At 42.2% G+C, this 25,177-nt stretch carries 25 protein-coding genes and 1 pseudogene; 1 reads left to right on the forward strand and 25 read right to left on the reverse strand.

Translation table 11 applies throughout. The features are described 5' to 3' along the window. The 24 genes and pseudogenes from flgB to smc all read right to left on the reverse strand — a co-directional run bounded on the left by flgB (position 1) and on the right by smc (position 23,962). The gene (gene flgB, locus MUN89_RS14020) at positions 1–393 is read right to left on the reverse strand and encodes a flagellar basal body rod protein FlgB (protein ID WP_244708419.1); all 393 of its coding nucleotides are present in this window, start codon (positions 391–393) and stop codon (positions 1–3) included. Between the two features lie 339 nt (positions 394–732). Continuing rightward, positions 733–1,512, reverse strand: a complete 780-nt coding sequence (codY, locus tag MUN89_RS14025; RefSeq protein ID WP_244708420.1) for a GTP-sensing pleiotropic transcriptional regulator CodY — start codon at positions 1,510–1,512, stop codon at positions 733–735. A gap of 24 nt (positions 1,513–1,536) precedes the next feature. Then, positions 1,537–2,934, reverse strand: a complete 1,398-nt coding sequence (gene hslU, locus MUN89_RS14030; RefSeq protein ID WP_244708421.1) for an ATP-dependent protease ATPase subunit HslU — start codon at positions 2,932–2,934, stop codon at positions 1,537–1,539. A gap of 13 nt (positions 2,935–2,947) precedes the next feature. After that, entirely contained in the window at positions 2,948–3,493 is a 546-nt protein-coding gene (gene hslV, locus MUN89_RS14035; RefSeq protein ID WP_244708422.1) for an ATP-dependent protease subunit HslV, read from the reverse strand. Between the two features lie 9 nt (positions 3,494–3,502). Beyond that, a complete protein-coding gene (gene xerC, locus MUN89_RS14040) occupies positions 3,503–4,408 on the reverse strand; it encodes a tyrosine recombinase XerC (protein ID WP_244708423.1) in 906 nt (301 codons plus the stop codon). A 342-nt stretch (positions 4,409–4,750) separates the two neighbouring features. After that, positions 4,751–6,826, reverse strand: a complete 2,076-nt coding sequence (gene topA / locus MUN89_RS14045; RefSeq protein ID WP_244708424.1) for a type I DNA topoisomerase — start codon at positions 6,824–6,826, stop codon at positions 4,751–4,753. Between the two features lie 175 nt (positions 6,827–7,001). Further along, positions 7,002–7,859 (reverse strand): DNA-processing protein DprA, encoded by an 858-nt coding sequence (gene dprA / locus MUN89_RS14050; protein WP_244708425.1) that lies wholly within the window; start codon positions 7,857–7,859, stop codon positions 7,002–7,004. Between the two features lie 63 nt (positions 7,860–7,922). Continuing rightward, entirely contained in the window at positions 7,923–8,825 is a 903-nt protein-coding gene (gene sucD / locus MUN89_RS14055) for a succinate--CoA ligase subunit alpha (protein WP_244708426.1), read from the reverse strand. Between the two features lie 16 nt (positions 8,826–8,841). Then, positions 8,842–10,002 (reverse strand): ADP-forming succinate--CoA ligase subunit beta, encoded by a 1,161-nt coding sequence (gene sucC, locus MUN89_RS14060; RefSeq protein ID WP_244708427.1) that lies wholly within the window; start codon positions 10,000–10,002, stop codon positions 8,842–8,844. A gap of 134 nt (positions 10,003–10,136) precedes the next feature. Next, positions 10,137–10,403, reverse strand: coding sequence for an EscU/YscU/HrcU family type III secretion system export apparatus switch protein (locus tag MUN89_RS14065; RefSeq protein WP_244708428.1), 267 nt, complete (start codon positions 10,401–10,403; stop codon positions 10,137–10,139). Next, entirely contained in the window at positions 10,400–12,295 is a 1,896-nt protein-coding gene (locus MUN89_RS14070) for a hypothetical protein (protein ID WP_244708429.1), read from the reverse strand. The genes MUN89_RS14065 and MUN89_RS14070 overlap by 4 nt, the downstream gene beginning before the upstream one ends. 13 nt (positions 12,296–12,308) lie before the next feature. Continuing rightward, entirely contained in the window at positions 12,309–13,082 is a 774-nt protein-coding gene (locus MUN89_RS14075; protein WP_244708430.1) for a ribonuclease HII, read from the reverse strand. Positions 13,083–13,180: 98 nt separating this feature from the next. Then, entirely contained in the window at positions 13,181–14,023 is an 843-nt protein-coding gene (ylqF, locus tag MUN89_RS14080) for a ribosome biogenesis GTPase YlqF (protein WP_244708431.1), read from the reverse strand. 10 nt (positions 14,024–14,033) lie between these two features. Beyond that, positions 14,034–14,582 (reverse strand): signal peptidase I, encoded by a 549-nt coding sequence (gene lepB / locus MUN89_RS14085; protein WP_244708432.1) that lies wholly within the window; start codon positions 14,580–14,582, stop codon positions 14,034–14,036. 72 nt (positions 14,583–14,654) lie between these two features. Beyond that, complete coding sequence (rplS, locus tag MUN89_RS14090) at positions 14,655–14,999, reverse strand: 50S ribosomal protein L19 (RefSeq protein ID WP_244708433.1); 345 nt, start codon at positions 14,997–14,999, stop codon at positions 14,655–14,657. A 125-nt stretch (positions 15,000–15,124) separates the two neighbouring features. Continuing rightward, positions 15,125–15,859 (reverse strand): tRNA (guanosine(37)-N1)-methyltransferase TrmD, encoded by a 735-nt coding sequence (trmD, locus tag MUN89_RS14095; RefSeq protein WP_244708434.1) that lies wholly within the window; start codon positions 15,857–15,859, stop codon positions 15,125–15,127. Beyond that, positions 15,859–16,374: a ribosome maturation factor RimM gene (rimM, locus tag MUN89_RS14100; protein WP_244708435.1), complete on the reverse strand. Its 516-nt coding sequence runs from the start codon at positions 16,372–16,374 to the stop codon at positions 15,859–15,861. Before rimM ends, trmD begins: the two co-directional genes overlap by 1 nt. A 7-nt stretch (positions 16,375–16,381) precedes the next feature. Beyond that, entirely contained in the window at positions 16,382–16,768 is a 387-nt protein-coding gene (locus tag MUN89_RS14105; protein ID WP_244708436.1) for a YlqD family protein, read from the reverse strand. A gap of 65 nt (positions 16,769–16,833) precedes the next feature. Continuing rightward, positions 16,834–17,061, reverse strand: a complete 228-nt coding sequence (locus MUN89_RS14110; protein ID WP_244708437.1) for a KH domain-containing protein — start codon at positions 17,059–17,061, stop codon at positions 16,834–16,836. A 12-nt stretch (positions 17,062–17,073) separates the two neighbouring features. After that, positions 17,074–17,346 carry a 30S ribosomal protein S16 gene (gene rpsP / locus MUN89_RS14115; RefSeq protein ID WP_244708438.1) on the reverse strand — a complete coding sequence of 91 codons (273 nt, stop codon included), beginning with the start codon at positions 17,344–17,346 and terminating at the stop codon, positions 17,074–17,076. 90 nt (positions 17,347–17,436) lie between these two features. After that, positions 17,437–18,777: a signal recognition particle protein gene (gene ffh / locus MUN89_RS14120; RefSeq protein ID WP_244708439.1), complete on the reverse strand. Its 1,341-nt coding sequence runs from the start codon at positions 18,775–18,777 to the stop codon at positions 17,437–17,439. 12 nt (positions 18,778–18,789) lie between these two features. Continuing rightward, positions 18,790–19,113, reverse strand: coding sequence for a putative DNA-binding protein (locus MUN89_RS14125; RefSeq protein ID WP_244708440.1), 324 nt, complete (start codon positions 19,111–19,113; stop codon positions 18,790–18,792). 73 nt (positions 19,114–19,186) lie between these two features. Beyond that, a pseudogene (gene ftsY, locus MUN89_RS14130) lies at positions 19,187–20,382 on the reverse strand (signal recognition particle-docking protein FtsY). Positions 20,383–20,395: 13 nt separating this feature from the next. Further along, positions 20,396–23,962 carry a chromosome segregation protein SMC gene (gene smc / locus MUN89_RS14135; protein WP_244708441.1) on the reverse strand — a complete coding sequence of 1,189 codons (3,567 nt, stop codon included), beginning with the start codon at positions 23,960–23,962 and terminating at the stop codon, positions 20,396–20,398. A 202-nt stretch (positions 23,963–24,164) separates the two neighbouring features. On the opposite strand from smc, the gene MUN89_RS14140 reads away from it, so the two are divergent. Then, positions 24,165–24,386, forward strand: coding sequence for a DUF1128 domain-containing protein (locus tag MUN89_RS14140; RefSeq protein WP_244708442.1), 222 nt, complete (start codon positions 24,165–24,167; stop codon positions 24,384–24,386). A 45-nt stretch (positions 24,387–24,431) separates the two neighbouring features. On the opposite strand, the gene rnc is transcribed toward MUN89_RS14140, so the two are convergent. Then, positions 24,432–25,124 (reverse strand): ribonuclease III, encoded by a 693-nt coding sequence (rnc, locus tag MUN89_RS14145; RefSeq protein ID WP_244708443.1) that lies wholly within the window; start codon positions 25,122–25,124, stop codon positions 24,432–24,434. Between the last annotated feature and the right edge of the window lie 53 nt (positions 25,125–25,177).

Here is a 25,177-nt window from a genome sequence, read left to right on the forward strand (position 1 = left end):
TTACCTTCCTCCTTTAATAACAGTTTCTAAAGTTCTAAATTTGCCATTTAACCGATCGATTAAGGCGTCATAGTAAATTTGGTTTTTAGCCAGTTCACTCATTTCCTGATCAATATCAACATTGTTGCCATTGTGGTTATATGTAGTATTTTTCTGTTCTATCGTTGAAAAAGATGATGGAGTGCCGGCTTGGAATGGGAGGTGCTTCGGACTAGTTCGTTTTGCCTCTAATGAGCCTAATTCTTTTTGCAGCTCATCCTTGAATACTACTTTTTTCGCCTTATACCCGGGCGTATCAGCATTCGCAATGTTGTCAGCGATAGCATTGTTCTTAGCAGCTGCGTAATTCAAAGAGTGCTCAAGGCTCTGTATAGTATTTCCAAACAGCTTCATATCGGTATCCTCCATTCGACAAAATTCCGTACTACCATGCATATTGTAAGTAATTCGTATACAACTGTCTATGCAATTTTACGTACTTTTACTTTTAAATTACAAAATAGGACTAATCGATTAGGTTTTTTGTCTCTTTATAGTGGAATTCATTTCCATTTGTCGAATATCCTCTTATAATGAACATTATTACATAAAAATGGATAAATACAAGATTCATTTTTCCAGTGTCGAATGAACCGGTAAAATTCAAACAAGAAAAAACGTAGTTCACTGTTCTTTTTTCACATTAAAAAAAGCCACTACATCACCCGTAGTGGCTTTTAAACAAATCGTTTATTAATTGGTTTTCAATTTTTGAAGTTCCAGTAAGAAATTGTTGTTAAGAACTTTGATATAGGTCCCTTTCATTCCAAGAGAACGGGACTCAATGACTCCAGCACTTTCAAGTTTACGCAGCGCGTTCACGATAACAGAACGTGTAATCCCGACGCGGTCAGCAATTTTACTGGCTACCAGAAGTCCTTCATTTCCTTCAAGTTCTTCAAAAATATGCTCGATAGCTTCCAGTTCACTATAGGATAGGGAACTAATCGCCATTTGTACAACGGCTTTGCTACGTGCTTCCTGTTCAATTTCCTTCGTTTTCTCATGAAGGATTTCCATGCCGACAACAGTTGCTCCGTATTCGGCCAGCAGCAAATCATCTTCATTGAAGCTTTCCGTTAAACGGCTTAAAATGAGGGTCCCTAAACGCTGACCACCACCGATAATCGGTACAATGGTAGTCAAGCCGTTTTCGAATAAATCGCGGTTCTCAACAGGAAAAGCCGTGTATTCACTGTTGATATCAATATTCGGAGTCGTTTCCTGAATATTAAAAAGGTTCTGGGTATATTCTTGTGGGAACTGGCGTTCTGAAAGCATAGCTTTCATACGTTCATTCTCAATCTCTTGTTTAATTGCAAAGCCCAACAGTTTGCCTCGGCGGCTGAGTACAAACGTATTTGCTCCTATTACGTCTCGTAAAGTAGCAGACATATCATTGAAGTCTACTGATTTCCCTGTTGTTTTTTGCAGCATAGCATTAATTCTTCTTGCACGATTTAGTAATTCCATGTTCTTTCCTCCTTGTTGATGGTGCTATAAAATAAATCTGCTTAAATCTTTATTTTTCACAATGCTGGATAATTTACTATCTACGTATTGCGGTGTAATTTCTATCGTATCCATCGTGACATCAGGAGCTTCAAACGACAGATCCTCGAGAAGCTTTTCTAAAATTGTGTGCAGTCTTCTCGCGCCAATATTATCGGTTTCCTGATTAACTTCGAAGGCGATTTCTGCAAGTCTTGTAATAGCATCGTCAGAAAATTCAACCTTTATACCTTCGATTTCCAGCAGCGCTTTATATTGTTTCAAAAGCGCGTTGGAAGGCTCGATTAAAATGTTCCTAAAATCTTCTACCGTCAACTTGCTGAGTTCTACTCTGATCGGAAAACGCCCCTGAAGCTCAGGGATTAAATCAGATGGTTTTGCCATATGGAAAGCACCAGCAGCTATGAACAACACGTGGTCTGTTGATACAGGTCCATATTTCGTAACTACCGTCGATCCTTCCACAATTGGGAGAATATCTCTTTGAACGCCTTCCCGTGAAACATTCGCTTGGTTTTCTCCTTTGGCCGCTACTTTATCAATCTCATCGATGAAAATCATACCTGCCTGCTCCACTTTTTCTACTGCCTGCTGCCCTACTTCATCCATATCCACAAGCTTACCTGCTTCTTCCTGGGTCAGGACTTTTCTTGCCTCTGACACCGGCAGCCGTCGTTTCTTTTTCTTTTTTGGCATGAACTGATTAAAGGCATCCTGCATATTCATTCCCATCTGCTCCATACCCGAGCCTTGAAGCATATCAAACATCGAAGACTGTGATTCTTCCACTTCTATAGTAACCATGGTGTCCTCAAGTTCTCCCATATCAAGCTGATGTCTGATACGCCTGCGGTTGTTTTCTATCTCTGACTCTTCTGAATCCTCTTTAGGCTCTGATTCTTGTTGAGCCCCTTGGTTAAACAACATTTCAAATGGATTTTTAAAATTGTTTGCCTGCTTCTTCTTGGAAGGGACGATTAATTTTACGAGACGTTTATTCGCTTGTTCTTCCGCTCGTTCCTTGACCGCTTCCATTTTTTCTTCTTTTACCATCCGGACAGCCATTTCCACAAGATCCCTGACCATTGATTCGACGTCTCTTCCAACGTAACCGACCTCGGTAAACTTTGTAGCTTCAACTTTAACAAATGGGGCTCCGACAAGCTTGGCCAGACGACGGGCAATTTCTGTCTTTCCTACACCTGTCGGACCGATCATCAAGATGTTTTTAGGAACAATTTCCTCCCGGATGTCATCGTTGAGCTGCATCCGACGATAGCGATTCCTCAGTGCAATGGCAACAGAGCGCTTCGCCCCGTTCTGACCGATGATATATTGATCAAGTTTTTCCACAATTTGCTTCGGTGTTAAATTTAATGACACGGCGGTGCCCTCCTTATTCGAGAACCTCTAAAGTTATTTGGTCATTCGTAAACACGCAGATTTCACCAGCAATCTCCAAGGCAGCTTTAGCTATATCTTTGGCGGTTTGATCGGTGGAGTATCTTTTTAAAGCTCTGCCGGCACTCAAGGCAAAATTGCCTCCGGATCCAATCGCAAGTATTCCGTCATCCGGTTCTATGACTTCCCCTGTTCCTGAAACGAGAAACATTTTTTCTTTATTCATGACAATGAGCATAGCCTCAAGTTTTCTAAGAACACGGTCACTTCTCCACTCTTTGGCCAGTTCAACCGCTGCCCGGGCGAGGTTGCCATCGAAAGTTTCCAGCTTTGCCTCAAATTTTTCAAACAAGGTAAACGCATCAGCAACAGACCCGGCGAATCCAGCTAAAACTTCATCATTAAACAAACGACGCACCTTTTTGGCTTTATGCTTCATTACAACTTGATTGCCCAGTGTTACCTGCCCATCACCGCTCATGGCGCTCATTCCATTGTGTTGAACGGCAAATATTGTTGTTGCGTGAAACTCCTGTTCCATTAACTCACCTCATTTATTTGCTCTAGGATGGCTGTTCATATAGACGTTACGCAGCCGGTCCTTAGTCACGTGTGTATAAATTTGCGTAGATGAAAGATGTTCATGTCCTAATAATTCTTGAACGGATCGAAGGTCTGCTCCACGGTCCAGTAAGTGAGTGGCAAAAGAATGTCTGAGTTTATGAGGATGAATCTCAGCTGTTATGGCCGCTTCCTTGACCATTTTATTCAGGATCAGGCGGGCACCTCTGCTCGTCAATGGACCACCTCTGGCATTCAGGAGTAAGTCCTTAACATCAGATTGATTTTTGTCAGTAAGCTGCTGCCTTCCATCATCTAAATAAAGGTGAAGCGCTCTTTCCGCATGACTCCCGAAGGGGACGTAACGTTCTTTCCGGCCTTTTCCACGCACGAGAACAGTCGACAATGAAAAATCCAAATCCTCCGTAGTTAAAGCCGTGCACTCACTTACACGCATTCCTGTACCATATAGAAGTTCCAGAAGAACTTGATTTCTCTGCCCGAGAGGTTTGTTTAAATCACTGATTGTAAACAATTGTTCCAATTCCTGTTCATAAAAAAATTCAGGAATTGGCTTATCCCCTTTAGGCAGTCTTACATTTAAAAATGGGTTAGCCGTGACCATTCCTTCACGTTCCAAAAATCGATAAAAACTCCTTAAACAAGAAACTTTTCTCGAAACGCTCCTCCTTGATAAATGCATTTCATGCAGCTGAGAAAGATAAACCCTGATTACTGCATATTCCACATGCTCATAGGAAACGCTTTCCGCTTGAAGAAAGGCTGCAAACGCTTCGACATCCTCCCTGTAGCTTTGAATCGTTAGAGGGGAGGCTTGTTTTTCAATCTGTAAGTATTCTAAAAACTTTTGTTTACTCGCTTCCAGCTGGTTCATAGGTCACCTCACAAGAGCGTCTAAATTTTATCACACTTCTATCCTTGATAACAATGGATTTAACAAAACTGTAACAAAATTCAGAATTGTTTCCAACTCATGGAATAAAAAAATTTGATTGACCAGGTAAGCAAAATGACCTACACCCTGCAAAGCTTAAAGAACTATTGACAAGGGATTATCTTACCAAAGCGTAATTATAGCGGTCTATACATGCAGTGTCAATCTATTCGTCATGAACTTTACGAAGCATTAATCATAGTTTACGAATGGAAAGTAAAAAGAAGACGATCATAATGAGAAAAACCTATAGCTGATATTCAGCTATAGGCTTATTCCCCCTTATGATTGCGGCTCTTCTTTGTAATCACATTCCGTACACTGGATCTGCGTACCTTTTTTCGCGCGTTTTTCCACTAACAGCGAACTGCACTTCGGGCATGGACGGCTGATTGGTTGATCCCAGGAAATAAAATCACATTCCGGATAACGTTCGCAGCCGTAAAACTTCCGATTCTTCTTGCTTTTCCTCTCTACAACCTCGCCCTTCTGGCATTTAGGACAAGTGACATCAATCTTCTTGAGAATCGGCTTTGTATTTCTGCATTCCGGGAAGTTGGAGCAAGCGAGAAACTTGCCGTACCGTCCCATTTTATAGACCATTTCGTGTCCGCAATTTTCGCATTCTATCCCAGCAGGCTCATCCTTAATCTCTACTTCTTCCATCTCTTTTTCAGCTTTGTCGAGTCTTGGTTTAAAATCTTTGTAGAACTCTCCGATGATGGATACCCAATCCTCTTTGCCAACTTCGATCGCATCAAGTTCATCTTCCATTTCTTTTGTGAAATCCACGTCGATAATCTCTGGGAAGTACTCTTTTAACTGTTCGAGGACAATTTCCCCTAATTCAGTAGGAATGAATCGTCGGTTGTCAAGTGCCACATAGCCTCTTCTCTGGATCGTATCCAACGTTGGAGCATATGTCGAAGGACGGCCGATCCCCAATTCTTCAAGAGTTTTTACGAGACGTGCTTCTGTGTACCTTGGGGGCGGCTGAGTAAAATGCTGGTTGGGCTTAATTTCCTCAGCCTTTACCTTCATGCCTTCTTCAAGGTTTGGCAGCATCTTATCCTGTTCTTTTTTATTATCGTCACGACCTTCAATATAGACCTTCATAAACCCTTTAAACTTGACTTTAGAACCCGTAGCACGAAACTCCACCCCTTCATTTAAGAGGTGCACTGTCATCGTATCGAGCACTGCCGGAGCCATTTGGCTCGCAATAAACCGGTCCCAGATTAATTTGTACAAGCGGTATTGATCACGGGATAAAATACTTTTCATTGATTTCGGGTCACGGTCAGCACCAGTTGGTCGTATGGCTTCGTGGGCATCCTGAGCCCCTTCTTGCTTTTTAGCATTTTTAAACTGACCGAGGAATTCACTGCCATAAGTCGTTTGAATATATTGTTTAGCATCTTCTTTCGCAGAGTTGGAAAGTCTCGTTGAATCTGTTCTCATATAGGTAATTAAACCAGTAATACCAAGATTTCCTTTTAAATCGATACCCTCATAGAGCTGCTGGGCAATCATCATCGTCTTTTTTGCTCTGAAATTCAATTTTCGAGCCGCTTCCTGCTGCAAAGAAGAAGTCGTAAAAGGCATCGATGGATTGCGTCTTCTTTCCCTTTTGTTGACCTTATCTACAGAAAAATCTTTCCCTTTCATTTTCTGCTGAATCTTTTTAACATCGTCTTCTGTTTTTAAATCCTGCTTTTTTCCATCCACTCCGTAGAAAGATCCTTCAAAAGATTCTTTTTCCTTAAGAAAAATTCCATCAATGGTCCAATATTCTTCCGGCACAAAGTTTTTAATTTCATTTTCCCTGTCTACGATAATTTTCACAGCCACGGATTGGACACGGCCGGCACTCAGTCCCTTTTTCACTTTTTTCCAAAGGATTGGACTAATGTTATAGCCGACCAACCGGTCTAATATCCGGCGTGCCTGCTGAGCATCAACTAAATGAGAGTCAATCGTCCTAGGCTGCTTAAAGGACTGCTTAATAGCTTCCTTAGTTATTTCATTAAACACAACCCGGCATTCTGACGTTTCGTCTATATCAAGACTGTGGGCTAAGTGCCAGGCAATCGCTTCCCCTTCGCGGTCAGGGTCGGCAGCAAGATAAACGCGCTTAGCTTTTTTAGCGGCTGTTTTCAATTCTTTTAATACCGGGCCTTTGCCGCGGATGGTTATATATTTAGGTTCAAATTCATGTTCGACATCGACGCCCATTTGGCTTTTTGGTAAATCACGGACGTGGCCGAGTGATGCTTTTACTTTATATTTCTTTCCAAGGTATCGTTCGATCGTTTTTGCTTTCGCTGGCGATTCGACGATTACAAGATAATCTGCCATATATGTTCCTCCCATAGAGGTGTTTTCTCTGTAATAATTGTAAAGATAAATCTTCCCTATTATTAAATACAATGAAACCGTTTGTCAAACTTGACTGGTCAAATTTTACTTGTTTACGGCTGTTTCCCTTCCTGACTTTAACACTGTTTTAAGAATTTTTTCAAATTTATTTTCCTCAAATCAGGTCATGATAGCTATGAACAAGCTGGGCTCCCTGTTGAATCAGCTGGTTACATCCAGTACTTGTTTCTCTGTATACAGGTCCCGGCATAGCAAACACATCACGTCCTTGTTCGAGTGCCTGGTCGACAGTAATTAATGAACCACTTCGCTCTCGAGCTTCTACGACAAGCGTCGCAGGAGTTAAGCCGGAGATAATTCGGTTACGCTCAGGAAAATGAAATTTTTTAGGTGGAGTAAAAGGAGGGTATTCACTGACGATAAGCTGATTTTCTGAAAGCTTTTTAACGAGGGAAAGATCATTAGCAGGATAGATATGTTTAAAACCGGAGCCGAGAACTGCAATTGTTTTTCCATTATGATTGACGGCTAAGCTGTGGGCAAGTTGATCAATGCCCCTGGCCAATCCGCTAACAAGCAGGAACCCCTCTCTCACTAGTGGCAAAAGAATTTTTTCCATTGATGGATAAGCATCTTTCGAGGGCGTTCTCGTTCCCACTACACTGAGAGATGGGTCATGATGTAATAATTCATCATTTCCAAAACAATATAATACAAATGGTGGGTCCGGAATGGCTTGGAGCAGAGGGGGAAAATTGTCGTCAAATAGTGTGACCGCCGAGTATGGCTGCAAAATTTCGTCGAGTTTCTTCATTATATTAGGGTCATGTAAACTTTTGTAGATTATCCGGGCACGTTGATCTTTTATGAGGTACGTCGAGGATATTTTTTCAGGAGATAAGGAATAGATGTCGACAAGCTGGGGATCCACTTTAACTATTTTACGCAGTAAAGTTCTTGTCACCGCAGGAATAGCCTGAAGATGAATCAATCTTTGACGAAATTCGTTCATTCATCAGCCTCTTTTCTTAATGATAAGGAAGCCGTGCCTTAAAGACACGGCTTCCTCTATTTGTTATACCGTTTTACATTTATCCAGTAATCCTTCTTTTTCCAACACTTTAATTAATGTCTCACCCATAACGGAAGGTGTTTCGGCTACTTCAATGCCGCATTCATTCATGATGCGGATTTTTTCATCAGCCGTGCCTTTACCACCGGAGATAATGGCGCCAGCATGGCCCATTCTTTTTCCAGGAGGTGCCGTACGACCACCGATAAACCCTACAACCGGTTTATTCATGTTTGCCTTCACCCACTCAGCAGCATCCTCTTCAGCAGTACCGCCGATTTCACCGATCATAATGACGGCTTCCGTATCTGGGTCTTCATTAAATTCTTTCAACACGTCAATGAAATCGGTCCCGTTGACAGGATCTCCACCAATCCCGACAGCTGTAGACTGACCGATGCCAGATTCAGAAAGCTGATGAACGGCTTCATAAGTCAACGTTCCAGAGCGGGAAACGACGCCTACATGACCTTTTTTATGGATGTACCCTGGCATAATTCCAATTTTACATGCATCAGGCGTGATTACTCCAGGACAGTTCGGCCCTACAAGACGTGTCTTCTTTCCTTCCATAAATCGCTTAACTTTCACCATATCAAGCACAGGAATATGTTCGGTAATGCAAATAGCAAGGTCCAGCTCTGCATCTGTTGCTTCCATGATTGCATCTGCTGCGAAAGGTGCCGGAACATAAATAACTGAAGCATTGGCTCCTGTTTTTGCTACAGCTTCTTCAACTGTGTTAAAAACAGGTACTCCTTCCACTTCTGTTCCACCTTTTCCAGGTGTTACACCACCGACGATTTGTGTACCATATTCCAGCATTTGTTTCGTATGAAACAATGCAGTGGAGCCTGTAATCCCTTGAACAATCACTTTTGTATCTTTATTAACATATACACTCATGATTTCCCCGCCTTTCTTACTTGACTAGTTCTACGATTTTTTGTGCACCTGCTGCCATAGAGTCGGCAGAAGTAATGTTTAGACCTGATTCTTCAAGAATTTTCTTACCTTGTTCTACATTGGTACCTTCTAAACGAACGACTAATGGTAAGGTAAGCCCGATCTGCTTCGTTGCTTCTACTACGCCTTCAGCAATGATGTCACATTTCATAATGCCTCCGAAAATGTTTACAAAGATCCCTTTAACATTTTCATCGGATAAAATGATTTTGAAAGCCTCCGTAACCTTTTCAGTTGTTGCACCGCCACCTACATCTAAGAAGTTGGCTGGATCGCCGCTGTAGTGCTTGATTGTATCCATTGTTGCCATAGCAAGACCAGCTCCATTTACCATGCAGCCGATGTTTCCATCTAAAGCAATATAGCTTAGATCGTATTTAGAAGCTTCAATTTCCTTAGAATCCTCTTCTTCAAGATCACGCAGTTCTGCTACGTCTTTTTGACGATACAGCGCATTATCATCGAAGTTAAGTTTGGAATCAAGCGCTAAAACATCACCGTCTCCTGTTGTAACCAGCGGGTTAATTTCAGCTACAGAACAATCCTTTTTAACGAATACATCATATAATCCAAGCATAAACTTAACTGCTTTTCCTAAGGCTTCCTTAGGGATATTGATATTAAACGCCAGTCTTCTTGCCTGGAATGGCGTAAGCCCGGTTACAGGATCAATGACTTCTTTGAAAATTTTCTCAGGAGTTTTTGCGGCTACTTCTTCGATTTCTGTACCGCCTTCTTCTGATGCCATCATCGTAACTTTACTTGTAGCCCGGTCAAGAACCAGCCCGACATAATATTCGCTCTGAATGTCGCAGCCTTCTTCAATGAGTAAACGTTTTACTTCTTTTCCTTCCGGACCTGTCTGATGGGTAACTAATGTTTTTCCTAGAATTTCGTCTGCGTATGTACGCACTTCGTCAAGATTTTTGGCAATTTTTACTCCACCGGCTTTTCCGCGTCCGCCGGCATGAATTTGTGCTTTGACAACCGTGACAGCAGAGTCTAATTTCTTAGCTGCTTCAACAGCTTCATCTACAGTATATGCCACATGGCCATTTGGCACAGAAACGCCAAAATCGCGCATAATTTGTTTTCCTTGATACTCGTGAATGTTCATGTTTCATCCTCCCATCAAATTTCACTGCATTTTCATTGTATAAAAAAACGCTGTCAATTGTCCACAGTAACGATAGTTTATGTCGAAATTTCCACAATAGTTTACGAAAACATTATTATGTAAACTAAATCGGTTCATTCAATATCTTGATCGGTTCGATAGATTAAGGCAAATACTTCAGCGACGACATGGTAGAGCTCTTCTGGGATCTGCTCGTTAATATTCAGCTGTGAAAGAAGTTCCAGAAGGGTAGGATCTTCCTGGACAGGAATGTTATGTTTTTGAGCATTTTCCAATATTTTCTCAGCTACATATCCTTTTCCTTTAGCAATTACTCTTGGTGCTTCTTCCTTATTTGCTTCATACCCAAGTGCTACAGCATTTTTTCGTTGATTTGTCATATCCGAACATCTAGTCCTTCCCGACCGTAATTCAGTTGATTACCCGGTCTCGCTTTCTTTTCAGACGCTTTGCTCATGGATTTAATAGCCACATTGGAAAGAGTATATCCAAGAGCATCAAGGCCTGCATGGAGACTCTCCTTGTGTTTTTCTACAGCTTGCGCTGTGCGTTTATCTTCATTATATACGGTCAAGTTTACCCGACGATTCATAATCTTTAAGTCGACCACCGTTTCTTTCAACGATTTCAAATCCAGAAAAAACATAACATGGCAGAAGTCAGGATCAATTTTATCCCTCTTCTTCCTTCCTTGAATGTCTACATAAATGTCATCAGCGATTTCCAATAATCCACCAGGAAACTGCATCGTCATTTGAATCGTTTGGTTCGTTTCTTGATGGGCAGTCAGCTGCAGTCCGTTTAGAAAGTGAAGCAATTGTTTAGCAGCGTCCGGCTTGATCAAAGATGCTGAATCGTTAAGCCCCTGCATAAGATTTGACTTCACAGTAGATACATTCTCTAGTGAATCCCCTGATTCTTTTAATAAGGCTTCGTGATTGATTCCTAGAAGGTTCATCACTGTTTTCATTTTCACTAAAAAGATGTGTTTATCTATACCTGGCTGAGATTCATGGATCGCATGGCCAGCCCATTCCGCCAACGGTACTTTCAGTTCTTTAGGCACTTGCTGCAGATCAATAGCTTTTAATTGCTCCAGTAAAGAGAAAAGTCCTGACTGAAATGCCCCGCTCTTCTCATTCGATAACACTTGAGGCAGGCGTTCAACGGCCTGCTTAAACAAAATTGCGTCATCTCCCTTAAAAAATGGGAGTATTTTTTCAAAACTATGAAACTCCTGTAATTGCTGATAAAGCTGCATAAGCTGATTTTGGGAAGTGTGAAGGTCGATGCTGGAAGATTTGGCACTGGTAATACTTGGTTTCAATAACGATTCAAGCAGAGTACGCCATTGAGTAAAAACCTTCTGCTCCTGTTCAGAAAAAGGAAGCTGTTTCGTAAATAAATCGATGATTTTCTCTGCGATTTGCTTTGGGTTCTGGCTCCCAAAAGGAAAGTCCTTTAAAGTCAGCTGTGGAGTTCTTCCCGTTCCATTGGGAGGAGTTGCAGTCTCTCCCCATTTCACATTTTCCTGAAACGCTGAAAACGAATACTGGTCTGAAATAATATGGGCTTTTTGAAACAAACGGAAAGAAGCAGTGGAGTGATCGTTAATCTCCGTGTTAAACTTTTGCACGATAAATTCAGAAAAAGGTAGAGGATCCTGTCCTTTCAACAAAGAAAGCAAGGGGCTCATCCTCTTGTCTGAAGCGGTGAACAAAGGCTTAGAATCCAGCGAGCTTGAAAGTTCATTAAGCTGCTTGGACAAGCTTATTCTGCTTCTTTTCAGCAATGCTTCAAACACGGGTTTGTGAATTGGAAGCTTCCGTGCAAACATTTCCAATAACACTTGTTTTGCCTCTGCTTTATTCCCAGCTTGTTCCAGCAGACTTGCGGCCTTTTGCAGCTGATGACTAGTAAATGCGATTTCTTTTTTAAACAGCTCATTCAAGAGTTGTTCTGCATGCTTTGATAATTGAAAGCCAAGGGGCTTTGTGATCGCATTTTCCTTTGTACGAGGATCACTTACCACTTTCAAATGGATTTGATCACCTGTCGATTTAACTAGAAATAAGTAGCGTTCTCCTTTGGTAAGCGACGTTTCCAACTGTGCATGAACTTTAGCTGAACCTATATGGATCAGAGCCTGATTATTTGGATAGAGAACTGATACTTTTCCTGACACCATCTGGCCAGGCTTAAGCGTATTTACTTCCGCCTTCTTCTGCATGGCTGGAATGTTTTTTAGCATTTCAGAAAAGATGGGATTCATATCCGATTCCCCTTTACACAAAATGAAGATTTTTAACAGGTGAAAAGCTTTGACGATGATAAGGACTTACACCGTGTTTTTCCATTGCCTCCAGGTGTTGTTTCGTCCCATAGCCCTGATTGGAAGAGAATTCATACACCGGAAATTCCTTATGGATCTTTTTCATTAAACGATCTCTGCTTACTTTAGCAATTACGCTGGCCGCAGCGATCGATACACTCTTCTGGTCACCTTTAATAATGGATTCCTGTGTACATGCGGTCTCTCGAATTTCCATAGCGTCTATAAGCAAGTGATCCGGTTTCATAGGCAGTTCAGCTACCGCTCTTTGCATAGCAAGCTTCGTAGCCTGATATATATTCAGTTCGTCAATTTCATTATTTGTTGCCAGCCCCGTACTAGTAGCAGCCGTTTTTGTAATATATGTATAGAATTCTTCACGCTTTGCTAGAGAGAGCTGCTTCGAATCATTTAATCCTTCCAAATAAAAACCCTCCGGCAGAATCACAGCTGCAGCGACCACCGGGCCGGCAAGCGGACCGCGACCCGCTTCATCAATTCCAGCTATACACGTTTTTCCTTCAGCAAAACATTTTTGTTCCCACTGGCGCATTTCATAGAAGGCCATTCTCAAGGTTCGTTTTTTTTGCAGCTCACGTTCATATTGCTGCAAAAGTGTACGTACTCCCTTACGTGAATCCAGCTTAAGTTGAGAGACCTCTTCATTCGTCAATCCGCTGGCAGCGATCTGCTCTTTAATTTGCTGAATGGTTTTCTTATCTCCCATCCTCGAACCTCATTTCTGTTAATATCGACACATTCTTCTGTTTATGTAATAAAAAAAACGCAAAGAGGATCACATCCTATCTGCGTTTCAACCGTTCATTATTCCGGTTCTTCAAAACTGACAAGACCGATCTTTCCTGTTCGTAAATCCTGAAGAATTACATCGGACGTTTTTTCAAAATTGACTAGACCACCGCTTTCAAGGCAGCCTCTTTTTTGTCCAATGGTTTCAAAAGCAGTCATAATATCTTCATAGTCAGAAAAGCCGAATCGTTTTTCAAGTAAACCAGGGTAACGGTCCTTCAAGTAATTTAGGATATAGGCTGCCACGTCTTCTTTCGGGAGAATCTGGTCTTTAATTGTTCCGATGGAAGCGAGTCTGTACCCGACCTCTTCATCTTCAAATTTCGGCCAAAGGATTCCAGGCGTATCAAGCAGCTCAAATTCTTTTTTCACCTTAATCCATTGCTGTGCTTTTGTAACACCAGGCTTGTCTCCAGTTTTAGCCAGCTTCCGGTTAGCCAGACGATTAATTAACGTTGACTTTCCTACATTAGGGATCCCGAGAATCATGGCTCTCGAAGGTCGAGGACGCACGCCTTTAGCTTTTAATTTTTCCAGCTTTTCTTTCCCTAGGTCTTTCGCCAGATCGATCACTTTTTTTACGTCTTTTTTTTCATTGGCTTCAATCGCCAGTGCTGGAATTCCGCTTTCTTGGTAACTATTAAGCCACTCTTTGGTGACTTCAGGATCAGCAAGGTCTTTTTTCATAAGAACCACCATCTTCGGCTTTTCCTGCAAAATTTCGTGAAGCATAGGATTTTGAGATGAAAGCGGTGCCCTCGCATCTACAAGCTCAATCACAAAATCAACGAGTTTTAATTTTTCAGCTGCTTCCCGCTTTGCTTTAGCCATGTGGCCAGGAAACCATTGTATAGTCACAGTGACCCTCCTACTGAACCAGTCGAATACGATCAAGCGGCCAATAAAGCAGAACGGCCTGACCGACGATTTTATCCTCCGGAATCATACCCAGCATTCGACTATCGGTTGAGTTATTGCGATTATCTCCTAATACAAGAACTTTCCCTTTTGGCACGGTCTCATAACCGCCGGGGATCTGTTCAATGGAGAAATCTTCTGTCAGCTTTTCTCCGTCTGGCAGCTTACTGATTCTTTCATTTAAAAAGGTTTCGTCTACTTTTTTCCCATTTACATAGAGCTGGTCATTTTTATATTCAATATGATCACCAGGCAGTCCAATTACACGTTTTATGTAATCTTTTGTTTCGGTAGCGTGAAACACCACGACATCAAACCGGTCCGGGGAACCTAGAGTGTAATTTATTTTACTCACGATTAAATGATCCCCATTATGCAGTGTATTTAACATTGAGGGGCCTTCGACAACGACAGGGGCAAACAGAAAAACGCGAACAACGATCGCTAGAATAGCTGCAATCGCGAAAGCTTTCAGCCAATCGAGCAGCTGTTTGTTCATTGTCATCCCCCTCCTCTCCTACGATTGATGAGAAAAAGGAGCTTGACATATGCAAGCTCCCTAAGAAATGGATTAACGAATTTCTTTAATTCTTGCTGCTTTACCGCGAAGGTTGCGCAAGTAGTAAAGTTTCGCACGACGTACTTTTCCGCGGCGAGAAACTTCGATTTTAGCTACTCTTGGTGAATGTAGCGGGAAGGTACGCTCTACTCCTACACCGTAAGTAATTTTACGAACAGTAAAAGTTTCGCTGATACCGCCGTTTTGACGCTTGATTACAACCCCTTCGAAAACCTGGATACGCTCGCGGTTTCCTTCGACAACTTTCACGTGTACTTTTACAGTATCACCTGGGCGAAAGTCCGGGATGTCTGTACGAAGCTGTTCTTTCGTAATTTCATGAATTAGTTGCTGCATGGTATTTCACTCCTTCTTAACTAATGCTCTTACCTGCTAAGAGGCAGCGGAACATCGTTTTCCGCTTAAACCGAACGTTTAAGCACAAAAATTAATATATCATAATTTCAGTTGATACGCAAGGTTTACTCTTCATCTTTCCACGCCTGAATCCACGCTTTTTCCTTATCAGAGAGCGCTCTATTTAACAACAGATCGGGGCGTCGTTCATACGTGCGCTTTAGAGATTGATAATGCCGCCATTCGTCAATTTTCGCATGGTTGCCTGAAAGCAGTACATCAGGAACCTGGGCTCCGCGAAACTCAGCCGGTCTCGTATAATGAGGATGTTCAAGCAATCCGCTGGAAAACGAATCACGAGGAGCAGAGGATTCATTTCCGAGTACACCGGGGAGCAAACGAACTACAGAATCAACGACAACCATTGCTCCCAGTTCTCCGCCGGTTAAAACGTAATCACCTATCGATACTTCATCCGTAACCAATTCCTGACGAATTCGTTCATCAAAACCCTCATAATGACCGCAAATGATAATCAGATGTTCCTCATAGGAAAAATCTTCAGCTTTTCTTTGGTTATAAGGCTCTCCCTGCGGACACATAAGCACCACTCTCGGAGGGGTATCCGTCTTTCCTTTAACTGCTTCCACGGCATCAAAGATTGGCTGCGGCGATAACACAAGCCCCGCGCCTCCCCCATAAGGATAATCATCCACTTTGTTATGTTTATTCAAAGTGTACTCGCGGAAATTGGTGGTTTGATAGCTGAACGCATTTCTTTCCTGTGCTCTTTTCAATATCGAAGCATTCAGAACACCTTCAAACATCTCCGGAAATAACGTAAGGATATCGATATGCATTAATCAAGCAGCCCCTCTATTGGATCAATGATCACCTGTTGCTTTTCTGGATGAACTTCCTTCACAACCTCTCCAATGTACGGAATGAGTACATCTGGTTTACCCTGGCACTTAACTACCCAGACATCATTCGCTCCAGGTGTAAGAATCTCTTTAATCTCTCCGATTTCCTCACCGCTGGATAGATAAACATGACAGCCGATGATTTCATGAAAATAAAATTCATGCTCTCCAAGTTCTGCCTGCTCCTGCTCATCAATCATAAGCATGCCGTTTTTATACCTTTCCACATCATTAATCGTGGAGTGATCCTCAAACGTAAGCAAATCAAAGCCCTTATGCACTCTGTGACTGGCTACTTTAAGCTCCACAGGATCTTTTCCTTCAATTACCCAATACAAAAGCTGCCCTGGCTGGAATCGTTCATCGAAATCGGTGATTCGATGAACTTTCACTTCACCTTTAATGCCGTGTGTATTAATAACTTTTCCAACATTGAACATTTGTCCACTCATGGTTCTCTTACCTCGCTCGTATTACGATTCCGTCTTTAATGACAATTTGCTGTTCTAGAACACTCTCGCTCCACTCGTCTCCCTCATTAATGGAAAGTACTGCTTCTACTTCATCTGTTTCAAGCTCACTGCCATCAGGTAGAATATTAAGCTGATTAAGCTGGTGTTCCATCCAGCGTAGTTCATCTTTACGTCTGCTTATTTCCTTAGAAAATCTGCGGCCCACCTCTTGTTTGGAAAGACCAGGCTTTCTTTCAAGCTTTTTCTGTTCAAAGGTCAAATGGTAGCATTCCTGCTCCAACTGCTTTACTCGAGCATCAAAACGATTTTTCAGTTTGCTTCTGCTTTGCTCTGTGAGTACATGTTTTACGGGTATTCGTCTAATGATCTGCATCCACCGACCGCCTCTCCACATATCTCTGCATGGTAAAAAAGGGAAAGGTTCACCCTTTCCCTTTTTTACATGATATCCAGATAGATTCTTTTCTTAGAATCAGAGCCTGCCGCGTAAACGACAGTGCGGATCGCCTTTGCAATCCGTCCGTTTTTCCCAATCACCTTACCGACATCATCCGGATGAACGGTTAAGTGGTACACCACCTTGCGTTCTTCCTCATTCACATTCACTTGAATATCCTCAGGGTGGTCAACGAGCGGGGTGACGATCGTTTCAATTAAGGCTTTCATGATATCACTTCTTTACTTTTGGTTTTTCTTGTCGTGAAATTGCTTCATGATGCCTTCTTTTGAAAAAAGGTTGCGCACTGTATCGCTCGGTTGTGCCCCATTGGACATCCAAGTAATAGCTTTCTCAGCATCCAGTTTAACTTCTACAGGGTTAGCTACAGGATTATATGTGCCGATCTGCTCAATGAAACGTCCATCACGAGGAGAACGGGAATCTGCTACAACTACACGATAATAAGGATTACGTTTTGAACCCATACGTTTAAGGCGAATTTTTACTGCCATATTTAACTACCTCCATTATAATTCTTCTTAAGTGTTTCACACAATTTTAGATTTTAGCAGAACTTAGATAATGTGTAAAGGTTTTTTCCATTACATAAAAGGAAAATTCATACCCTTACCCTTTTTACCTTTCGTATTGCTCATTTGTTTCATCATTTTTTTCATTTCTTCAAACTGTTTTAACAACCTGTTGACTTCAGAAACTGAAGTACCGGACCCCTTCGCAATCCGCTTTTTCCGGCTCGCATTCATAACAGATGGTTCAATGCGTTCTTTTTTTGTCATCGACTGGATGATCGCCTCTACGTGGACAATCTGTTTATCATCAAAAGAGACGTTCTTTAACCCCTTCATCTTGTTAGCTCCGGGGATCATGTTGATAAGCTCATCGAGCGGCCCCATGTTTTTTACCTGCTCCATCTGATCGAGAAAGTCTTCAAAAGTAAACGAAGCGGAGCGCATCTTTGATTCCAGTTCCTTTGCCTGCTGCTCATCCACCTGCGTCTGAGCTTTTTCAATCAGGGTGAGCATATCTCCCATTCCTAAAATCCGGGAAGCCATCCGCTCCGGGTGGAAGGCTTCAAGCTGGTCAAGCTTTTCTCCCATACCGGCAAACTTAATCGGTTTTCCAGTTACGGCTTTAATGGACAGCGCAGCACCGCCACGGGTGTCCCCATCCAATTTCGTTAGCAACACCCCGCTGATATCCAGCTGTTCATCAAAGCTCTCTGCTACGTTTACTGCATCCTGACCAGTCATTGCATCAACAACTAAGAAAATTTCGTCAGGGTTTACGGCATCTTTGATTCGCTGCAGTTCATCCATCAGTTCCCCATCAACGTGGAGACGACCTGCCGTATCAATGATTACATAATCATTGTGCTCTTCCTTTGCCTTTTCAATGGCATTCTTTGCAATGTCCACAGGATCTGCCTCTGTTCCTTGTTCATGGACCGGCATGTTCAGCTGCTTACCGAGTGTTTGCAGCTGGTTGATAGCAGCAGGGCGGTAAACGTCTGCTGCCGCGAGTAACGGACTCCGGTTATAGCTTTTCCGAAGCAGATTCGCCAGCTTCCCGGTGGTGGTCGTTTTCCCCGCCCCTTGCAAACCTACCATCATGATCACAGTAGGAGGGCGCTTGGCAACGGCGATCTTACTTTCGTCCCCACCCATCAATTCCGTCAGCTCATCTTTAACGACTTTAATAACCTGCTGACCGGGAGTGAGGCTGTTCATAACTTCTTGCCCCACTGCCCGCTCTCTAATGCGTTTCACAAAATCCTTGACTACTTTAAAGTTAACATCAGCTTCAAGGAGGGCAAGACGAACTTCACGCGTCATTTCTTTCACATCTTGTTCGGTGACCTTGCCTTTGCCTTTAATCTTTTTAATCGTTTCCTGCAAACGGTCGGATAAACCTTCAAAAGCCATCGAAGGACCCTCCTATTCCAATTCTTGTAGTTGCTTCAAAGAGTGAACGAGTTCTTTATTATCTGTATCTACTGCGTCAAGCATGAACTGGATCAAGCTTTGGCGCTGTTCAAACTTCTCATATAAGTGTAATTTTTCCTCATACTCCTCAAGCATATGTTCTGTACGTCGAATGTTATCATAAACGGCCTGCCTTGAGACGTCAAAGGTTTCAGATATTTCACCAAGCGAGTAATCCTCAAGGTAATAGAGCTCCATATAATTCCTTTGCTTTGGAGTGAGCAGCGATTGATAAAAATCAAATAAAAAATTAATCCGGGTTGTTTTTTCAAGCATGAAAAGCACTCCTTGTTAAGTGAAATACCTTTACATATTAAAATAGTAACGGAGGCGGCAGTTTCGTGTCAAGCTATACCCCTTCATTCTCCTCTTCCTCATACTCCTCAATCATGTCAGCAAACAATCCATAAACAAACGCATGAGCATCAAAGGTTTCTAAATCTGTTAATTTTTCTCCGAGTCCAACGAGTTTGACCGGAATTTCCAAATCTTTACGAATAGCCAGCACAATTCCGCCTTTAGCTGTGCCATCAAGCTTAGTTAAGACTATGCCTGAAACATCCGTCGCTTCGGAAAATGTTTTTGCCTGACTCATCGCGTTCTGCCCGGTCGTAGCATCCAGAGTCAACAGCACTTCATGAGGAGCGTCAGGGACTTCCCGTTCAATTACCCGTTTAACTTTAGAAAGTTCATTCATCAGGTTTACCTTGTTTTGCAACCTGCCCGCTGTGTCACAAATTAATACATCTGCATCCTTAGATTTAGCTGATTTAATCGCATCAAAAATGACAGCAGCCGGATCTCCGCCAGCTCCATGTTTTACAACAGGAACATCGACACGGTCCCCCAGATTTCCAATTGTTCGATAGCCCCTGCTCTAAATGTGTCACCCGCCGCTAAGACGACACGTTTTCCTTCATTCTTCAGCTTATGGGCAAGCTTTCCAATTGTAGTAGTTTTCCCTACTCCGTTCACCCCGACAAATAAATAAATCGTCAGCCCTTCGGAGCTTTCTCTAAGGCCTTCGAGCTCATTCTCTGTGTCATCACCATAGTACATTTCGACAAGCTTTTCAGAGATGACTTCTTTAACACGTTGTGTATCTTTGATGTTACGTCGTTTCACTTCCATTTGTAGTTCATCTATCATCTCCATAACCGCACTCACGCCGACATCTGCGGAAATAAGTACTTCTTCGAGTTCTTCGAAAAAATCCTCATCCACTGTACGGTACCTGGCGACGAGATCATTGATTTTACTCGAGAAGGAATCTCTCGTTTTAGCAAGACCTCTCTTAAACTTTGAAGCGACAGATTCCTCGTTAGGTTCTTCTATTTCTTCCTGTGTTTCTTCCTGCTCTTCAAGCTCAGGCTCCTCTTCTACTTCTGATTCACCCTGTAACTCTTCCATGCGCAGTTCATGTTGTTGAGGTTCTTCGTCACCTGTCGGATCTTCATTTGCTGTTTGCTCTGCTTCTTCCTGCTCTTTCTCTTGCTCCGTTTCTTCTCCTATAAATTTTTCTTTTAGTTTTTTAAAGAAGCTCATGACCTCATCCTTTCTACACTTCCAATAGTTCTGTAGTTTCTTCTAATTTGACGGAAACCAGCTTAGACACTCCGGATTCCTGCATCGTAACCCCGTAAAGCACATCTGATTCTTCCATCGTGCCTTTCCTATGGGTAATAACGATAAACTGCGTTTTGGAACTAAATTCTTTTAGAAACTTAGCAAACCGGTCTACATTGGCTTCATCTAAAGCAGCCTCAACTTCATCCAGCACACAAAAAGGTACCGGACGGACTCTTAAAATAGAAAACAACAAGGCAATGGCTGTCAGTGCACGCTCTCCACCAGATAGCAGGCTGAGATTTTGAAGTTTCTTACCTGGCGGCTGGGCAACAATATCTACCCCGGTTTCCAATAGATCTTCGGGGCTTGTCAACACCAGGTCTGCTTTTCCGCCGCCGAATAAACTCTGAAAAACACTCCCGAATTCTGCTTTGATCTTTGTAAACGTATCTTCAAAACGGCGCTGCATTTCGCCGTCCATTTCATTAATAATTGAATGCAGCGTTCGCTTAGCTTCAAGTAAATCCTCCTGCTGTCCTGTAAGGAATTCATAACGTTCGAGGATGCGGTCATATTCTTCAATCGCACCTAAGTTTACGGTGCCAAGTTCATCGATGGATCGCTTTATGAGCTTTACGTCTGTTTCAGCTTGACGGATATCTTCTACTCTCGGAAAGTTTTGTTTAGCTTTTTCAAAAGTCATCACATATTCTTCCTGCAGGTAAGTGAGCAGATTTTCCAATTCGACGTCCATTCGACCTTCCTTAACTTCTTTCTGCTGGATTTCCTGGACAAAATTTCCATGTCTACGCTTCGTTTCTTTCAGCAGACGTTCTGCCTCCTGAACGTTCACTCCATATTCATTGCGCTCTTTTCTTCGTTCCTGAATCAGCTGGGAAGTGGCTTGTTTTCTCTGTTTTGTCTGCTCAATTTGTTCCCCAATCTCTTCTTCCGTTTGATTGGATTCTACAATCTCAACTAGTTGTTGATAAGAATCTTTATTTTGTACGAGCTGGGCTTCTGTCTCTTGATAAGAAACTCGGTAACGCTCCACTTTTTCCTGCTGGTTATTAATAAAGGAATCTTGTTCAGCGATCAGCACCTTTAGTTCCTGAACTCGCCCCTGCAAATGATCCTCGTCTAATTTTTGCTTTTGTTTTCTTTCCGTTAACGACTCAATCTCCTGTTGGATTGTTTCAAGCTGGTGATTGAGCTCCGATAGTGCAGCTTCCAAACTATCAAGTTTTTCATTCGTATACTGGTGATCTTCACGAAACTGCAGTTGATCCTGATCGAATAATTGAAGCTGGTCGTTTAAATGCTGCACTTTCAATTCCAATTCTCTCTTTTGGGATTGGATTTCATACTCTTCATTTTGAGCTTCTTCCAATTGGACCTTGAGCCTTTCCGCTTCCTGCTTCTCTTTCTGAACAGATGTTTTTAAGTGCTGGACCTTTTTCTCAACTTCTGCTGTTTTCTGCTCATACGTCGAAATTTTTTGAGTCAGCTCCTGGAGTTCCTTGTCTCTCGTAAACAAGGACTGGCCGGATTTTTTCTGGGCTCCGCCGGACATGGAACCTCCTGGATTTACAACGTCGCCTTCCAAAGTAACAACCCTGTATTTTCTGTTTAACTGCCGGGCTATGGCATTTGCCTGTTCCAATGTTTCAGCAATGACGATGTGCCCAAGTAAATGCTGAATCGCTTTTTTGTGCTTCTCTTGATAAGAAACGAGATCACCCGCGACACCCACTACTCCTTCAAGATTCTCCAAAGACCCAGCTGCCTGTCCGTGCAGTGAGCGGGGATGGATTGATGAAAGAGGCAGAAAGGTAGCTCTTCCCTTGTTCGTCTGTTTCAGCCAATGAATAGCAGCACGGCCAGAACGTTCATCGGTAACAATCACATGCTGGGCTTGGGCACCCAGAGCTGTTTCAATAGCCGTAATCAAATGGGAAGGTACCTCCATTACTTCTATGACAGCACCCTCGATTCCTGATAACTTTCCAGCTTCGCGTGCTTTTAACACTTCGCGCACACCTTGAAAATATCCTGAAAAATCCTCTTTCATATCTTCCAGCATTTCTTTTTTCGACCTGAGTTTTTCCATATATTGATAGCCTTGATAAAGCTTCTGCTGCCATTCTTGATAGGCGGCTTCGTTCTTCTCATAGGATTGGCTGAGCTCTGCATGGCGTCTTTGTAAACCCGTGCGTTCTTGCTCTTTTTCCGTACAGGCTGTTTGTACGGAAGTGAGTTTCTTTTCTGTTTTTTCTCTTTCCAGCCGTAAATCTTTAAACTTATCCTGCTGTCTGTCCTGTTTTGTAGAAAGCTGCTCCTGCTGCTGGCTTAAGAGCTGTTTTTCATTCTTTTTAGCAGCCTGATCATTCAGGAGATCAATGTATTCACTTTTTAATTCTTCGATTTGGTCTTCGATATTCTGTGCGCCCTGGCTTAATGTTTCATTCGTTTCCTTTAGTTCCTTCTTAAGCTGCCTTCCTTGATTTCTGGCCTCTGTAAGCTCTGAATTTTCTTTTTGAAGAGTTACCTTCAGTTCCTCAAGCTTTATCGAAAGCTCTTTGTATTCGCCTTCAATTTTTGTCTTGTTTTCCGAATAATGCTTGTGTCTTTCCTTCATCAGCTCTTTTTTACCTTCAAGATTCTCTAAATCTTTCGTAAGAACAAGCAAGGTCTCCTGCAGATCTTCAATGGATTCATCCAGCGCCTGCATCTGGTCACGCTGTCGTTCAATTTTTTCCTGACCTGATTCAATCGAGTTGTTAAGCTCTTCTTCCTGCTGCTTAATTTCTTTCAGTTCATCAAGCAGCTTTTGCCAATCACTGTGCAGTGATTCAATCTGTGTAATTAAAAGAGAGACTTCTATTTTCTTCAATTCTTCCTTTTTTTCCAGATAATCTTTTGCAACCGAAGCCTGTAGTTTCAGCGGTTCCAGCTGTCCTTCAATTTCATAGACGATATCTTCCACCCGGTTTAAATTCTCCTGCGTTTCCCCGAGCTTCTGTTCCGCTTTTCTCTTTCGCTGTTTATATTTAAGGACTCCGGCAGCTTCTTCAAAAATCGACCTTCTCTCTTCGGCCTTTGAACTTAAAATTTCTTCAACTTTCCCCTGGCTTATGATCGAGAAAGCTTCCTTCCCAAGCCCGGAATCCATAAACAAGTCGACAATATCTTTTAACCGGCACGTTTGATTGTTTATATAAAATTCACTTTCACCCGACCGATATACTCTGCGGGTGACACTGACTTCCTCATAATCAAGGGGAAGTGTCTGGTCTTTATTGTTTAAAGTTAAAGTTACTTCTGCCATGTTTAACGGTTTTCTCGAGTCACTGCCGGCAAAAATAATATCTTCCATTTTTGACCCTCTCAGTGACTTTGCCGATTGTTCTCCGAGCACCCAGCGAATGGCATCCGTAATATTACTCTTCCCACTGCCATTCGGTCCAACGACAGAGGTTACGCCATTTACAAAATCTACGGTAACCCGTTCAGCAAACGACTTAAAACCTTTGGTATCTAAACGTTTGAGGAACATATTCATCCTCCTGTATAATTAGCAATCTTTCAGTGTTCAACTTAGTTATTTTATCATAAACTTAACGGTTGCGGTAGGATCCTTCTCTACAGCGCACTAAATGAAAGGGCTTACACTATTAATAAGGGTTTTAAAAACGATCTAATTAATTTATCATAGAAACTACTAAAAAGAGTTGAAGTTAGTGAAGGAGGAAAAAAGAGTGAGTTTAGAAGAAGCAACTACGGATAATTTAGAGGTACTGATTAATGATATGGCAGACAAACTCCAAGTCGTCAATCGTTCCATTATGGACCCGGAAGACTATGACCTCAGTAAATACGATGAAATCAAGTCCCTCCATGATGTCATTCAAATGAAAGGTCAGCTGAGTGTATCAGAGATCCAGGCTTTTGTTCAAGAGCTTGGTCAATACCGTAAATAATAAAAATGAAAGCCCGTAAGGAACCCTTCGTTCCCTGCGGGCTTTTTATTGGTACGCATTATGGTTAAGTAGTGCTTGTTGAGCAGCTTTTTGTTCGGCTTCTTTTTTTGTTCGGCCAATCCCAATCCCCGCTGTCTCTTCTTTAATTCTTACATGAGCAATAAATTCACGGCTGTGGGCAGGTCCTCTTTCTTCTACGATTTCATATTCAATCTTACTGTGGTTGTCCCGTTGGATAAATTCTTGAAGCTGACTCTTAAAATCCATCGCATGAGAAAAAGCACCTTTTTTAATTTTAGGATAGACATACTTCTCCAGGAAAAGAATGACTTGGTCAAAACCCTGATCAAGATAAAGAGCCCCAATGAATGCTTCAAACACATCAGCAAGAAGCGCCGGCCGGCTTCTTCCTCCCGTCATTTCCTCTCCTTTGCCAAGCAGAATATAATCTTGAAAATTCAGCTCATTGGCAAATTTCACGAGAGACACTTCACAAACGATGGAGGCACGAAATTTAGTTAGCTCTCCTTCAGCCATATCAGGGAATTCACGATATAAATATTGGGATACTCCAAGCTCAAGTACAGCGTCCCCTAAAAACTCAAGCCGTTCATTATCTTCCCGGTCCTTTTTTCGATGCTCATTCACATAGGATGAATGGGTAAAAGCTTGTTCCAGTAACGATAGTTCATTAAAGGAAATATCTATTTTTTTTTGCAAACTGGAAAAATCGTCCATAGTTCACCTTATCCTTTACAATAGAATCATACAGAAAGGCTGCCTACAAAAAG

Source organism: Halobacillus salinarum (genome assembly GCF_022919095.1).
Taxonomy (GTDB): Bacteria; Bacillota; Bacilli; order Bacillales; family Halobacillaceae; genus Halobacillus_B; species Halobacillus_B salinarum.

Excerpts from the sequence above, each read along its gene's own strand:
- topA (WP_244708424.1), bottom strand. The coding sequence starts at position 6,826 with ATGGCAGATTATCTTGTAATCGTCGAATCGCCAGCGAAAGCAAAAACG.
- sucD (WP_244708426.1), bottom strand. The coding sequence starts at position 8,825 with ATGAGTGTATATGTTAATAAAGATACAAAAGTGATTGTTCAAGGGATT.
- flgB (WP_244708419.1), bottom strand. The coding sequence starts at position 393 with ATGAAGCTGTTTGGAAATACTATACAGAGCCTTGAGCACTCTTTGAAT.
- trmD (WP_244708434.1), bottom strand. The coding sequence starts at position 15,859 with ATGCATATCGATATCCTTACGTTATTTCCGGAGATGTTTGAAGGTGTT.
- codY (WP_244708420.1), bottom strand. The coding sequence starts at position 1,512 with ATGGAATTACTAAATCGTGCAAGAAGAATTAATGCTATGCTGCAAAAA.
- ffh (WP_244708439.1), bottom strand. The coding sequence starts at position 18,777 with ATGGCTTTTGAAGGTTTATCCGACCGTTTGCAGGAAACGATTAAAAAG.
- MUN89_RS14110 (WP_244708437.1), bottom strand. The coding sequence starts at position 17,061 with ATGAAAGCCTTAATTGAAACGATCGTCACCCCGCTCGTTGACCACCCT.
- lepB (WP_244708432.1), bottom strand. The coding sequence starts at position 14,582 with ATGAACAAACAGCTGCTCGATTGGCTGAAAGCTTTCGCGATTGCAGCT.
- hslV (WP_244708422.1), bottom strand. The coding sequence starts at position 3,493 with ATGGAACAGGAGTTTCACGCAACAACAATATTTGCCGTTCAACACAAT.
- rpsP (WP_244708438.1), bottom strand. The coding sequence starts at position 17,346 with ATGGCAGTAAAAATTCGCCTTAAACGTATGGGTTCAAAACGTAATCCT.
- rnc (WP_244708443.1), bottom strand. The coding sequence starts at position 25,124 with ATGGACGATTTTTCCAGTTTGCAAAAAAAAATAGATATTTCCTTTAAT.
- MUN89_RS14065 (WP_244708428.1), bottom strand. The coding sequence starts at position 10,403 with ATGACAAATCAACGAAAAAATGCTGTAGCACTTGGGTATGAAGCAAAT.
- MUN89_RS14105 (WP_244708436.1), bottom strand. The coding sequence starts at position 16,768 with ATGCAGATCATTAGACGAATACCCGTAAAACATGTACTCACAGAGCAA.
- MUN89_RS14075 (WP_244708430.1), bottom strand. The coding sequence starts at position 13,082 with ATGGGAGATAAGAAAACCATTCAGCAAATTAAAGAGCAGATCGCTGCC.
- xerC (WP_244708423.1), bottom strand. The coding sequence starts at position 4,408 with ATGAACCAGCTGGAAGCGAGTAAACAAAAGTTTTTAGAATACTTACAG.
- smc (WP_244708441.1), bottom strand. The coding sequence starts at position 23,962 with ATGTTCCTCAAACGTTTAGATACCAAAGGTTTTAAGTCGTTTGCTGAA.
- MUN89_RS14070 (WP_244708429.1), bottom strand. The coding sequence starts at position 12,295 with ATGAATCCCATCTTTTCTGAAATGCTAAAAAACATTCCAGCCATGCAG.
- rimM (WP_244708435.1), bottom strand. The coding sequence starts at position 16,374 with ATGAGTGGACAAATGTTCAATGTTGGAAAAGTTATTAATACACACGGC.
- rplS (WP_244708433.1), bottom strand. The coding sequence starts at position 14,999 with ATGCAGCAACTAATTCATGAAATTACGAAAGAACAGCTTCGTACAGAC.
- dprA (WP_244708425.1), bottom strand. The coding sequence starts at position 7,859 with ATGAACGAATTTCGTCAAAGATTGATTCATCTTCAGGCTATTCCTGCG.
- MUN89_RS14125 (WP_244708440.1), bottom strand. The coding sequence starts at position 19,113 with ATGCTTGAAAAAACAACCCGGATTAATTTTTTATTTGATTTTTATCAA.
- sucC (WP_244708427.1), bottom strand. The coding sequence starts at position 10,002 with ATGAACATTCACGAGTATCAAGGAAAACAAATTATGCGCGATTTTGGC.